This is a genomic window from Jeotgalibaca sp. A122 (assembly GCF_052266715.1).
Lineage (GTDB): Bacteria > Bacillota > Bacilli > Lactobacillales > Aerococcaceae > Jeotgalibaca.
Map to the genome: position 1 here is coordinate 1 of NZ_JBQPRB010000005.1, position 12,311 is coordinate 12,311.

The following is a 12,311-nucleotide window of genomic DNA, read 5'->3' on the forward strand; positions in this document are numbered from 1 at the left end:
AATAGATGTGCGGTGGCGATGGCGAGAAGGCCACACCTGTTCCCATCCCGAACACAGAAGTTAAGCTTCTTAGCGCCGATTGTAGTGAAGGGTTTCCCTTTGTGAGAGTAGGACGCTGCCGCGCATCAACATTATTCCGCAATAGCTCAGTTGGTAGTAGCGCTTGACTGTTAATCAAGATGTCGTAGGTTCGAGTCCTACTTGCGGAGTTCTCTTTTTTAAGAGGTCTAATAGCAATGTCTGGAGAGTTGTCCGAGTGGCCGAAGGAGCACGGTTGGAAACCGTGTAGGCGGGTAACCGTCTCAAGGGTTCGAATCCCTTACTCTCCGTTCTAGAATATTATCATGGCCCGTTGGTCAAGCGGTTAAGACACCGCCCTTTCACGGCGGTAACACGGGTTCGATTCCCGTACGGGTCATATTTCAGCGATGTATTTTTATAATACATGGAGGTTTAGCTCAGCTGGGAGAGCGTCTGCCTTACAAGCAGGATGTCGGCGGTTCGATCCCGTCAACCTCCATTGGTTCCGTGGTGTAGGGGTTAACATGCCTGCCTGTCACGCAGGAGATCGCGGGTTCAAATCCCGTCGGAACCGTAGTTTTATTTTTTAAAATGGCTTGGTAGCTCAGTTGGTAGAGCACTTGATTGAAGCTCAAGGTGTCGGCGGTTCGATTCCGTCCCAAGCCACCATGGAGGGGTAGCGAAGTGGCTAAACGCGGCGGACTGTAAATCCGCTCCTTCGGGTTCGGCAGTTCGAATCTGCCCCCCTCCATCTTTTTTTGTTTTTAGGGGTATAGTATAATGGTAGTACTACGGTCTCCAAAACCGTCAGTGTGGGTTCGAATCCTACTACCCCTGTTAGTTTTATGGCGATTGTGGCGAAGTGGTTAACGCACCGGTTTGTGGATCCGGCATTCGTGGGTTCAATTCCCATCAGTCGCCCCATTGGGGTATAGCCAAGCGGTAAGGCAACAGACTTTGACTCTGTCACTCGTTGGTTCGAATCCAGCTACCCCAGTTTTTTGATTATGGCGGTATAGCCAAGTGGTAAGGCGCAGGTCTGCAAAACCTTCATCACCGGTTCAAATCCGGTTACCGCCTTATTGAAAAGAATAAAAAAATTGCAACCTCATTTACATACTCGTTATGCCGGCGTGGCGGAATAGGCAGACGCGCTGGACTCAAAATCCAGTGCCCGCGAGGGCGTGCCGGTTCGACCCCGGCCGCCGGTATACTAAACACCAATCTTTCTTCCGAGAGGTTGGTGTTTTTTTGGATTCTATTATTTATGGTGTTGGTAGGTATTCTTCGCGGAAATCCCGAAGGGCATTTCCTTCACCGACACCAGATAACCAAGAACTTTTTTGATGCTCACACGTATAGCCGGGTGCGGCGATTAAAATATATTTTAGACATAAACGCCGCGTTTTCCGGAAAAATGCGGCGTTCCGTTGCGAATTTTTATGGGAACGCCACACTACGGGGGTTAAATGCGGCTTTCTGCGCTCGTCCAGGCGCTTAAAGCCGCACTAGGGACATAAAGTGCGACGATTAAAATGCTACCACCTGCTTAACGCCGCACATAGGCAAGGACGTAATTTTTTTTTACTCAGCTCCCCAGATACAGCAACATATCTTTACTATAATGCACTACTTTCTGATATAATATGTTGATTATAAAATACTTATTAGGAGTGATAAACAATGGAATGGATACGTTTGATTGGTATTGCTATTATTGTCATCGGCTTTGTTCTTAAACTGGATACTATTGCGGTTGTTTTAATTGCTGCAGTTGTAACAGGGTTGGTATCCGGCATTTCTTTTGTCGAAATTTTGGAAATTCTGGGATCGGCATTTGTGAATAACCGTTTAGTAACGTTATTCTTCTTGACGTTACCAATGATTGGTTTATCTGAACGTTTTGGACTAAAAGTGCAGGCTACCAATTTGATTCAAAAATTAAAAGGACTGACATCCGGAAGAATGTTGACCTTGTATCAATTCATCCGCGAGATTGCGGCCTTTTTCTCCATTCGGGTACAAGGGCAAACACAGTTTGTACGTCCGATTGTTGACCCAATGGTGCAAGCTGCGGCAAAACTGAAATACGATGAGATTGATGAAGATGACGTGGAAATGTTGAAAGCAAAATCTGCAGCATCTGAAAACTTTGGTAATTTCTTCGCACAAAATACATTTATTGCGGCATCTGGCGTTTTGTTGATTTCAGGAACAATGGAGTCTTTGGGCTATGAAATTTCACCTGTTGCAGTAGCATCTGCTTCTATTCCAGTAGCGTTAATTGCTTTGGCATTAGCCGCAGGTAGCAACATTTTGACGGATAGAAAAATGGACCGTAAATACGGGAAGAAAGGAGGGCGTAAATAATGGATACAGCTTACATTACTGAAACGCTCGTTCCTATGATTCTTGAGTTCTTTTATTTGCTTATCGGACTTCAGTTATTTTATACAGCTTTTCGCGTGTTGAAACAACCGGATCACCCGACTCGTTTCGGAACTGCTTTGTTCTGGGCACTGTTAGGTGTGGTATTTGGGTTTGGAAACTTTATGCCTGCAGTTTTCAGCGGGGTTTTCTTGTTGATCATGGGTCTCTTGACGCTCTTTAAACAAGTGAAAATCGGTAAAATCGAGACCAACACCGAAGAGGAACAAACAGCGCATGCAAACCGTTTTGGCAATAAAATATTCATCCCGGCTATCCTTTTGGCTTTAACAGCGGTATTAATCGCTCAATTCACACCTTTCGGCGGTCAAGTGGGTATCGGAGCCGCAGCAGTCCTTTCACTTATTGTTGCTATGGCTATTTTCCGGGCAACACCAAACCAAACATTGGCTGAATCCGATCGTATGGTGCAACAAGTTGGTACGACTGGTATTTTACCGCAACTACTGGCAGCACTTGGAGTGTTGTTCACGACAGCTGGAGTAGGCGATGTTATCGCTGACTTGATCTCCGGTTTCGTACCTGAAGGCAATCGTTTGATTGGCGTTTTGGCATATGTGTTTGGTATGGTTATCTTTACAATGATCATGGGGAATGCATTTGCTGCCTTTACGGTTATTACAGCTGGAATCGGGATTCCATTCGTGATCGCACAAGGTGCCGATCCCGTTATTGCAGGTGCCCTTGCGATGACAGCTGGTTTCTGTGGAACCTTGATGACACCAATGGCAGCCAATTTTAACGCACTGCCTGCTGCATTATTGGAAATGAAAAATCCAAACGGCGTGATTAAAGCACAAACGCCAATGGCACTCATTTTAATCGTGGTACATATCGCACTGATGTATTTCTGGGCATTCTAGGAAAAGAAAGGAATAATACGATGAAAATTTTAGTAACAGCCTTCGACCCATTCGGTGGCGAAAAAATTAACCCGGCTCTTGAAGCCGTAAAACTGTTGGCAGACGAAATTGCCGGCGCAGAAATTGTGAAGTTGGAAATTCCGACTGTCTTCCACAAATCAGCAGATGTCATGCGTGAAAAAGCCTTGGAAATTAAACCTGACATGATTTTATGTATCGGGCAGGCGGGCGGCCGTTTTGCCATCACACCTGAACGCGTGGCGATCAACCAAGATGATGCCCGTATCGAAGACAACGAAGGCAACCAACCGATCGACGTAGTCATCAAGGAAGACGGAGCACCTGCATATTTTGCAACTTTGCCAATTAAAGCAATGGTTGAAAAAATAAAAGAAGCGGGAGTGCCGGCAGCTGTTTCCAACTCGGCAGGTACTTTTGTCTGCAACCACATTATGTATCACGCTCTCTATTTAGCGGAGAAGGAATTGGGCGGCATCCAGGCCGGATTTATCCATGTCCCATATATCCCGGAGCAAGTGGTTAATAAACCAAATCAACCAGCAATGAGTTTGGAAGACATGGCGAAAGGTCTGACAGCTGCCATTGAAGCAATGGTTGAGTTCCATGACAAAGAAGATTTAAAGCGTGTTGGCGGCGCTATTCACTAATATCCATGACACTGACGATTACTGTCAGTGTCTTTTTTTACTCAAAAATGTTATATTAGAGACGAAATAGGCTGAGAGGAGGGACATCAATGAATTTTCAGCTTCGTGCAAATAAGCTAGCCGCTAGCTTGGGTGGTGTTGATAACATTGTCGGAATGGAAGCAGGCGAACAGCTTCTTGTCATTCGTGTTGCTCATATGGAATATGTAGAAATCCAACGTATTCAAGCAGCACCATTTGTGTCTGAAGTGTTAATTGGATTGACCAGTGTCAGTATCTTGACAAATGATGGTTCAGCCCAAGCGTTGGTTTCAGGGTTACGTTTATCAGAAACCGGCAGGATGGAAGTAGAAGATCCGCCGTTTAAGCTTACAAATCTCTTGCGTAAATTGTTTATTCCACTATTATCTACGATTATGGCCGGTGGCGTCATACAGGGCTTTATGGTCTTGTTATTGTCATTCGCCATTTACCGATCAGCTGTAGGCGCCACCGAAACCCTTTCAGTTATTTATACCCTCGTTTTTATGATCCTACCTGTCCTCATTGCTTTTTCCAGTGCCCGCTATTTTAAAACAAACCCTTATATAGCTGCTGCAATCGCAGGGATTATGATCCAGCCAACCATTACCAATTTTGTTGCAGACCGAATTTTAAATCAGTTCCTTAAATTCCCTCTTATCCAAAACCACCAGTTCAACACGATTCTACCTGTTTTGATTCTGGTTCCGTTTTTAGCCTATATTAATCGTCAGCTAACTGAACGGATGACTGGGACCCTGTTGCCTGTAATCCGACCATGTATCCTGATGGGATTGGGTCTGATTTTTGGCGTCATCATTTTGTTGCCATTGATGGCTTTGGCCAGTCATATCTCCGTCTCGTTGTTCATCATGATGGCGGAAAGAATCCCTTTCTTGGCAACGGCATTAATGGGCTTTTTGGGGCCGTTATTCGTTTTGACGGGGTCGCATTATTCCTTTTTTGAGGCAGCGACTCAGGCGATTGAATCAACCGGCTATGATATGTTATTGGGACCAGGTATGCTCATTTCCAATGCTGCCCATGCAGGGGTGGCACTCGCATTAACCATGAAGAGCCGGAAAAAACTTTATCGTTATTATACGGGGCTATCATTTGTATTGTCACTCTTGGGTGTAACTCAACCTATAATGTATGGGGGCGAATTAATTTTAAAGAATTTGCTGTGGTATGTGATGATCGGTGGTGGGGCCGGAGGATTGTTGGCCGGGTTGTTTGATTTAAGGATCTATCAATTTGTCAATCCAAATATCACTTCATTGCCTGCCTTTGTGGATGATTCCGGGAATTTATTTGTTGCCATCAGTTGCATGGTGGTGGCGGCTTTAATCGCTTATTTTCTGACGATGATGCGGCCTTTGGTGGAATTGACAGATGAAGAGATTCGAATTGCCACAAGCGGTCAAGGACTTGATGTGATAGAATAAAGTTGGAGGGTGAGTCGTGAAAAAAATTGAACGTAGTGCAGTATTCTTAAAAGAAAATCTGGCGCTGTTCCAGTGCCCAGTCTGTAAAGAAGCGTTCCAGGACGTGTCAGGTCAAGGTGTGGTGTGTGCCAATAATCACCGCTTTGATTTGGGCAAAAAAGGGACGCTTCATTTATTGTTAAAAGGGGGCCAAAACGAATATGATAAGGCAATGTTGTCGAGTCGTAAAGCGTTGGCAGATACGGGATTTTTCCATCCGATTTTGGATGCCATCTTGAATCATATCCCCAAAGAAGGGACGATTTTGGATGTTGGTTGTGGCGAAGGCTCGCATTTACATTATTTGACCGAAAAAGGTTTATCAGGGGAGAAAATTGGTTTTGATATTTCCAAGGATGCGATTCAACTGGCAGCAGCCCACTTCTTTGATGATGCTTTTTGGTGTGTGGCGGATTTGGCCCAGTCACCTTTTGGGGCAGAGCAATTTGATGCCATCTTGAATATCTTTTCGCCGTCCCATTACCAGGAATTTAATCGCGTTTTAAAACCGGATGGACGGGTGTACAAAGTTGTACCGGATGCGGATTATTTGATCGAGCTACGTGAATTATTATATGGGGACCGTAGCTATAATAATCAGGATGTGGTGAACCGTTTCAAAGAAATATATCCGGAAGCATTACATAAACATGTGAGGTATGAAGTAGAGCTCACCGAGTCAACTTTCCGTTGGTTGGTTGAAATGACACCACTCACATGGGGTGCAACCGATGCTGACATCGAAAAAATACTGAAAAAACCATTGAAAACAATTTCTGTTGCGGTTTCATTGTTGATAAGTGGACCCATAAAGGTTTACAAATAAACATAACGGTGTTATATTAGATGTATCATTTTGGGAGTATATCATTGCCATTTTATATTAGTCGAAATGATCTTATCCAACGTATTGATTCGCCGTGCTAGCCACCGAGTCTATACGTTTTTTTTATGCTATAATTTAGTCAAAACAAAGGGAGGAATGCAGGGTGGTAAACGCAACTTTGAAAGAACAGATTATCGAAGCGTGTCAAGAAATCGGAATCGATAAAGTTGGCTTTACAACTGCCGATCCGTTTGATGACATGAAAGAATCATTGTTAGAACAAAAAGCCAACGGTCATACATCGGGTTTTGAACATCAGGTGTTGGATGAACGGCTGTATCCAGAACTTATTTTCCCCGGGGCAAAGTCGATTATTTCAATTGCCCTCGCTTATCCTTCCAAGCCGCTCGTAAAACCGGAGCGGGAAAAAGGGGTGCGTCGCGGTTCTTTCGCGCGTGCGTCGTGGGGAGTGGATTATCACTTCATTTTACGTGAAAAGATGGACCAGTTGGTGGCGTTCATGGCGGAAAAGATGCCGGAAGCACGCTTTAAGCCGATGGTCGACACGGGTGAATTGATGGACACGGTGGTAGCGCAACGGGCCGGGCTCGGGTTTATCGGCCGGAATGGGTTGTTGATAACAGAAGAGTTTGGGACCTATGTGTATTTAGGCGAAATTATCACCGATATTGAACTTGCTCCGGATGCTCCGGGCGTGTTTGGTTGCGGGGATTGTTATCGTTGTGTGACGGCATGTCCAACGGGAGCATTGTTGGGGGACGGTCGGTTGAATGCACAGGTTTGTTTGTCGTTCCAAACGCAAACAAAAGGGAATATGCCGCTTGAGTTTCGCCGGAAGATGGGGCATGTGATTTATGGCTGTGACATTTGCCAACAGGCGTGTCCATATAATGCGGGGAAAAATTTCCATCTGCATCCCGAGATGGAACCAGAGCCGGACCGGGAAACACCGGTTCTGCAGCCGATGTTGACGATGTCGAATAAGGAATTTAAGAGTCAGTTTGGTATTTTGGCCGGCTCGTGGCGTGGGAAAAAGCCGTTGCAACGGAATGCGATTATTGCGTTGGCAAACTACCGCGATCGGAGTGCGGTGCCGGAATTGCTGCGCGTGATGGAGACGGACGTGCGGCCGGTTTTAAGAGGGACGGCAGCGTGGGCCATCGGTCAGATTGTGCGCGATGTGAATGCGGAGCTGTTGGCCTTTTTCCAGGAATGCATTGAAAAAGAAGAAGACGCGGAAGCGCGGGCGGAAATGGAAATGGCGCTCGCGAAGCTTGAAGGAGAAACGGAATAGATGACGAATCATATAGTTTTATTTGAACCACAAATCCCGGCGAATACGGGAAATATCGCCCGGACTTGTGCGGCGACGAATACGCCGTTGCATTTGATTGAGCCGCTGGGATTCTCGACGGATGACAAGCATTTGAAACGGGCTGGGCTTGACTATTGGAACGATGTTAATATTGTGAAACACGCGGATTTGGATGCGTTCATGGCCTATTTGGGCGACCGGAAATTATATTTGATTTCCAAGTTTGCTGAGACCGTTTATTCGGATGCTGATTTTACTGCGGACGAGGATGTTTTCTTTATATTTGGTAAGGAAACGACTGGGTTGCCGGAAACGTTCATGCAGGAGCACCGGGAGGATTGCTTACGGATTCCAATGAATGATACACACGTACGCTCATTGAATTTGTCTAACACGGCTTGCATGATTGTTTATGAGGCATTGCGTCAACAAGGGTTCCCAAATTTGGAAAAAACGCATGTTTATGAAAAAGATAAATTAAAATAAAACTTTTCGCCTTTTTTTGCATATATATATATGTAGAAAGGGGTGATTTTTTTGGTTAATGGCGTAAAGACGGAAATACATCAAATTTTGCATGCGTTAGAACGGCGGTTTGTGCTGCCGACGGAGTTACAGTCCTATTTGGCAAATTTGGATCGGGGGTTAGGTGGGGAAGATTGCTTTAGAGAGGTTTTGGAAGGGTTGACGTGTGCGCATGTGTTGTTGCGTGATGTACGGTTACGTCTGGATGCAAATTTTTTTCAAATAGATGCGTTGTTGCTGACGGGCAAACAAGTGATTGTGTTTGAGGTGAAAAATTGGGGTGGTGCGTTTGAATATGCGGATGGACAGATTGTGAGCAAAAAGTCGGGCAAGCCCTACAAAAATCCGCGCGAGCAGTTAAATCGTTGTGTCGTGAATTTACAGTATTTATTAAAGACTTGGGGGTTTGATTTCGAAGTGGTGGGGCGGGTAGTGTTTATCGATCCGACTTTTTATTTGTACAACGCCCCGATTGGTTTGCCATTTTTATTTGTCCCCGAGTTGAATGAATGGGTAAAAGCCCTGAATCGCTTTGATGGTTGGATTGGGGAGTCGCATCGTCGCTTGGGTGAACTGTTGGTTGCTCGTCATTGCCCCGCGAAAGTCGACTATGATTTGCTACCTGTGTATACATTTAAGAAATTGAAGAAAGGAATGGACTGTCAGAATTGTGGCGGGTTTGGGACAAGAGTAGCTGGGCAGCGGGTTCGTTGCCTTGAGTGTGGTTGCGAAGAAAGGGCAGAAACTGCAATCGTGAGGTGGGCAGTGGAATTGCAGTTGTTGTTTCCGAAAGTGAAAGTGACGAGTAGGCTAGTGGGTGATTTTTGTGATAATCAGTTTGAAGTTAGAAGGATTCATCGAAGTTTGCGTAAACATTTTGAGCAAATGGGTACGACCAAGGGAGCTTATTTCATAATTAGACCATTTGCCCCTAAAATAACGAGTGAAATGGTTTAATTAGTGATAATAAAACCATTTGGACCCAAAAATATCGTTGAAATGGTTTAATAAAGATTAATTAAACCATTTCAACTTAAAAAACCCTCGCAAATGGTTTAATTCCATCTGCGAGGGTTTCAATTTAAAAACTACTCTTCTCTTTCATTTTCTGGATATCCCGATACACGGCAATCATATCCTCGTAGATTTGATCATCCTCAATAATCGTTTCGTCAGGTCCATACAAGGTTGCTTCATTCAATGCCACAAACCGTTCAATAACCGCACGGTGCATCGGTGCCAGACGTTCAATTTCGCCAAAATACTGTCTTAACGTCTGCGCACTGGCACGTGGTTGCTCCAACTCAAACAGCCACAGAATCACCCGACGCTTATCCATACGCGGGAGTTGCAACAACCATTCGGCCGCTAACGGATATAATTTATGCCGCCACCAATAGACCGCTATAATCCCTGCCAACAGCAACACACCAACTAATTCCGGCAGGTATCGCTCTTCAGTAGCACGTGCTTCTTCACCAACCTCGGTACTCTCCGGCACTTCGCGCGATGAAGACTCGGAAACAGGCATTTCAGGCTCCTTTGAAACTTCATCCGGATTCAAAACATCGTCCTCATCCGGAAGAACCGCATCTTCATTGCTGGCCACACTAGTAAGCGGTTGGTTAAATGCAGGTGTCGGCTCGAACGGCACCCATCCATGTTCAGGGAAATAAATCTCCGGCCATGAGTGCGCATTTGCATTCGTTACCTCATAATAAGCGACACCATCCGCGTCAACCGCCGCTGTTCCACTGTTAAATCCCTTTGCCCATCGTGCCGGAATTCCAGCCATCCGCGCCATTACTACCATCGCCGTGGAAAAATTATCACAATAACCCACGCCCGATTCAAACAAGAAATGGTCCACATAATCCGCTCCGTCCGGCAACACCGATGCTTCCCGCAAACTATACCGGAAGCCGCCGTCCGAGCTCAAATACTGCTCTAACGCCCGTACTTTTTCGTACATCGTTCCCGGACCGGCCGTCAACTCGGCTGCCAAATCCCACACGCGCTGCGGCACACTTTCCGGTACCACCAAATACTCTTCCAATCCCAATGTATCCGTAATCGAAACATTATTCAACCCGGCAAAATCCATCTCAACGTCCACCAACGTCAATGAATAGGGCACCACACCCCCAACATTCTCAACGTACAATTCGTTCGAAGGCACTACGTACTCAAACGCACCCCCTTCGATATTTGCACCCACCATCTGATAGGTGTAGGGGAAATAAGGGAAATCACTTTCGCGATCGATCGTTATTTCAACCGTCTCTTCTTCCCCGGTTGATTCTACAAACCCATACTCAACCGGCAGCAAATTTAACGTATCGGGATTTTCCCAGCCAACGCCGGTATACACCGAACGCGTTGAAATACGCCAGTAATGCGGTTCATCATCATACGCCGCAAATGCGGGGTCAAAATTTTGTTGCACAGGACCGCCCAATTGGGAATCATCCTCATCATAGCCCATCCGAGTCAAGCTACCCCCGGAATTGTAATAATCCACCAAATCGAACAGCCCAGCCTCATCCAGCGACCGATTGACATTTTTCGCTTGGTTTTCAACCCATTGTTGTTGCGGGACCAAACTCTCGGTCGCCCAAACCGCCACCCGGGTCAAGCCCGCACTCATACCGGTGACAATCAACAAGGAGCCCAACGCTTTTTTCCAGCCCACTGTCGTTGAAATCCGCGAAACCCCCAGTACAAAAAGTCCCATACCCAAAATTTGGACCATCGCTGCAAAATAATCGTATTTGGTAAAGACCTGCAAAATCATCACATAAATCATTGCCGCCATGATTCCAGCTACGGGTCGCAAATGCACAATCAGCAAATATCCCGACAATGCGATTAACAATAGCATCATCACCAAACTCACGTTGGTTGGAAAAATTGCGGAAGCACCGGTAAAAAATTGCGCCAAACTCGCTCCAACTTGTGAAATTTCATTCTGAAACCAGGCCATTCCCGATAAATCCGAGGGCAGATAATACCGGTAGCAGACAATCACCAAGCCAATTTGAAATGGAATCCACGTAAACCAAAACGGCAATAATAAAGTCACCAAGGCTGTTCCCACCAAATAATAGAGAATGCCGCCCACGTCACTAAACTCACTCAAAGGTACATAAACCGTCAAAACAGGGTAAAACAACCCCACGAACCCGACTGCCAAAAACAGGCGTTTCACAAATTTCATCGCGCTTCACCTGCTTCCGTCACCATCATAAATGGCTCATGGCGACTCAAGCGGAGCTCATCAACCAGTGCTTCCGGAACAAAGACAATCGCCTTGCCATGCTTCAAATCAAGCTGTTGCCATTGGGCCAACAAAGCCGTTTTGTCCCAACTCGGTTGAATCGTCAAAAATGAATCCCCACCAATCAAATCAACCCGCACAGCCAATTGTTCTTGCCATTCCTTTTTGGCACTATAGCTAAGCGCCAATAGCTGCTCGAAACGCGGTGTCTGAAATCCTATAAACACCAGATGCAAACGGGGTTCCACTTCTTTTTCAAATTCCTTGACCATCAATTTCTCTCGTCTGAACGAAGCCTTCCAATCCACATGTTTCAAAGGATCCTGTGGCAAATAATCCCGGATCTGCCGGATTTCCGGTGCGCTTAATTTCAAATAACGCCTGATTTCCGGGTGATGGGATAACTTATGAATGGGCACGATGTCTGGATAAACATCCAAATTTACTGGTACGCGCTTAAGCACCCGATGCCGGAAAAAACCAAAATAATCGTCTCCCGCTGTTTCCACTGTCAACGTATCATAGTGCCCCCGTGGTAACTTCATCGCCAAATCGAAGCGTCGACGGAGGAGGGCGGACATTTGCGTTTCCATATTTTCCACCCGAATCTTTAAATCCGGTAAAAATAAAGGCCAGACCGCTACCAAGCGGAGCCGATTCACATCAGCCTCCACCCGTTGCCAAACTATCAGGGTCGATAGCCACAATACTACGACCACCAAACTAAAAAACAATAAAATAAACCAGGAAGTTGTTCCGGGAAATGCCATTGTGTATATAAACAGAATGAAGAAGCCTAAGAGGATAGCGATTTGCTTGGCCATTCTCCTGTAAACCAT

At 45.7% G+C, this 12,311-nt stretch carries 10 protein-coding genes, 12 tRNA genes and 1 rRNA gene; 21 read left to right on the forward strand and 2 right to left on the reverse strand.

The window, feature by feature from the left end; all coding sequences use genetic code 11:
• Positions 1-8: 8 nt before the first annotated feature.
• The 21 genes from rrf (at position 9) to ACTU7M_RS06690 (ending at position 9,152) form a co-directional block, all read left to right on the forward strand.
• Positions 9-124: ribosomal RNA gene (rrf, locus tag ACTU7M_RS06590) — 5S ribosomal RNA — on the forward strand.
• Between the two features lie 11 nt (positions 125-135).
• A tRNA-Asn gene (locus ACTU7M_RS06595) sits at positions 136-209 on the forward strand.
• Positions 210-242: 33 nt separating this feature from the next.
• A tRNA-Ser gene (locus ACTU7M_RS06600) sits at positions 243-329 on the forward strand.
• Positions 330-346: 17 nt separating this feature from the next.
• Positions 347-418 (forward strand) — tRNA-Glu (locus ACTU7M_RS06605).
• A gap of 29 nt (positions 419-447) precedes the next feature.
• Positions 448-520 (forward strand) — tRNA-Val (locus tag ACTU7M_RS06610).
• A 2-nt stretch (positions 521-522) separates the two neighbouring features.
• Positions 523-595 (forward strand) — tRNA-Asp (locus tag ACTU7M_RS06615).
• A 19-nt stretch (positions 596-614) separates the two neighbouring features.
• Positions 615-690 (forward strand) — tRNA-Phe (locus ACTU7M_RS06620).
• A 1-nt stretch (position 691) separates the two neighbouring features.
• A tRNA-Tyr gene (locus ACTU7M_RS06625) sits at positions 692-772 on the forward strand.
• Between the two features lie 15 nt (positions 773-787).
• Positions 788-858, forward strand: a tRNA-Trp gene (locus ACTU7M_RS06630).
• An 11-nt stretch (positions 859-869) separates the two neighbouring features.
• Positions 870-945: transfer RNA gene (locus tag ACTU7M_RS06635), tRNA-His, on the forward strand.
• A gap of 1 nt (position 946) precedes the next feature.
• Positions 947-1,018: transfer RNA gene (locus ACTU7M_RS06640), tRNA-Gln, on the forward strand.
• Positions 1,019-1,030: 12 nt separating this feature from the next.
• A tRNA-Cys gene (locus ACTU7M_RS06645) sits at positions 1,031-1,101 on the forward strand.
• A 47-nt stretch (positions 1,102-1,148) separates the two neighbouring features.
• Positions 1,149-1,232: transfer RNA gene (locus ACTU7M_RS06650), tRNA-Leu, on the forward strand.
• 472 nt (positions 1,233-1,704) lie between these two features.
• Positions 1,705-2,391: a DUF969 domain-containing protein gene (locus ACTU7M_RS06655; RefSeq protein WP_443473598.1), complete on the forward strand. Its 687-nt coding sequence runs from the start codon at positions 1,705-1,707 to the stop codon at positions 2,389-2,391.
• Positions 2,391-3,332 (forward strand): DUF979 domain-containing protein, encoded by a 942-nt coding sequence (locus ACTU7M_RS06660; RefSeq protein WP_443473599.1) that lies wholly within the window; start codon positions 2,391-2,393, stop codon positions 3,330-3,332. Before ACTU7M_RS06655 ends, ACTU7M_RS06660 begins: the two co-directional genes overlap by 1 nt.
• 20 nt (positions 3,333-3,352) lie before the next feature.
• A complete protein-coding gene (gene pcp, locus ACTU7M_RS06665; RefSeq protein WP_443473600.1) occupies positions 3,353-4,000 on the forward strand; it encodes a pyroglutamyl-peptidase I in 648 nt (215 codons plus the stop codon).
• Between the two features lie 89 nt (positions 4,001-4,089).
• On the forward strand, positions 4,090-5,469 hold the full coding sequence (locus ACTU7M_RS06670; RefSeq protein ID WP_443473601.1) for a PTS transporter subunit EIIC: 1,380 nt from the start codon (positions 4,090-4,092) through the stop codon (positions 5,467-5,469).
• A 16-nt stretch (positions 5,470-5,485) separates the two neighbouring features.
• Entirely contained in the window at positions 5,486-6,334 is an 849-nt protein-coding gene (locus ACTU7M_RS06675) for a methyltransferase domain-containing protein (RefSeq protein WP_443473602.1), read from the forward strand.
• 163 nt (positions 6,335-6,497) lie between these two features.
• Entirely contained in the window at positions 6,498-7,649 is a 1,152-nt protein-coding gene (gene queG, locus ACTU7M_RS06680) for a tRNA epoxyqueuosine(34) reductase QueG (RefSeq protein WP_443473603.1), read from the forward strand.
• Positions 7,650-8,156 carry a tRNA (uridine(34)/cytosine(34)/5-carboxymethylaminomethyluridine(34)-2'-O)-methyltransferase TrmL gene (trmL, locus tag ACTU7M_RS06685; protein ID WP_443473604.1) on the forward strand — a complete coding sequence of 169 codons (507 nt, stop codon included), beginning with the start codon at positions 7,650-7,652 and terminating at the stop codon, positions 8,154-8,156.
• A 51-nt stretch (positions 8,157-8,207) separates the two neighbouring features.
• Complete coding sequence (locus ACTU7M_RS06690; RefSeq protein WP_443473605.1) at positions 8,208-9,152, forward strand: nuclease-related domain-containing protein; 945 nt, start codon at positions 8,208-8,210, stop codon at positions 9,150-9,152.
• A gap of 124 nt (positions 9,153-9,276) precedes the next feature.
• Here the strand turns inward: ACTU7M_RS06690 and ACTU7M_RS06695 are convergent, their stop codons facing one another.
• Together ACTU7M_RS06695 and ACTU7M_RS06700 are read right to left on the reverse strand one after the other, a co-directional pair.
• Positions 9,277-11,412: a transglutaminase TgpA family protein gene (locus ACTU7M_RS06695; RefSeq protein WP_443473606.1), complete on the reverse strand. Its 2,136-nt coding sequence runs from the start codon at positions 11,410-11,412 to the stop codon at positions 9,277-9,279.
• On the reverse strand, positions 11,409-12,311 hold the full coding sequence (locus tag ACTU7M_RS06700; protein ID WP_443473607.1) for a DUF58 domain-containing protein: 903 nt from the start codon (positions 12,309-12,311) through the stop codon (positions 11,409-11,411). The genes ACTU7M_RS06695 and ACTU7M_RS06700 overlap by 4 nt, the downstream gene beginning before the upstream one ends.

Excerpts from the sequence above, each read along its gene's own strand:
- ACTU7M_RS06655 (WP_443473598.1), top strand. The coding sequence starts at position 1,705 with ATGGAATGGATACGTTTGATTGGTATTGCTATTATTGTCATCGGCTTT.
- ACTU7M_RS06695 (WP_443473606.1), bottom strand. The coding sequence starts at position 11,412 with ATGAAATTTGTGAAACGCCTGTTTTTGGCAGTCGGGTTCGTGGGGTTG.
- trmL (WP_443473604.1), top strand. The coding sequence starts at position 7,650 with ATGACGAATCATATAGTTTTATTTGAACCACAAATCCCGGCGAATACG.
- pcp (WP_443473600.1), top strand. The coding sequence starts at position 3,353 with ATGAAAATTTTAGTAACAGCCTTCGACCCATTCGGTGGCGAAAAAATT.
- ACTU7M_RS06700 (WP_443473607.1), bottom strand. The coding sequence starts at position 12,311 with ATGGTTTACAGGAGAATGGCCAAGCAAATCGCTATCCTCTTAGGCTTC.
- ACTU7M_RS06670 (WP_443473601.1), top strand. The coding sequence starts at position 4,090 with ATGAATTTTCAGCTTCGTGCAAATAAGCTAGCCGCTAGCTTGGGTGGT.
- ACTU7M_RS06660 (WP_443473599.1), top strand. The coding sequence starts at position 2,391 with ATGGATACAGCTTACATTACTGAAACGCTCGTTCCTATGATTCTTGAG.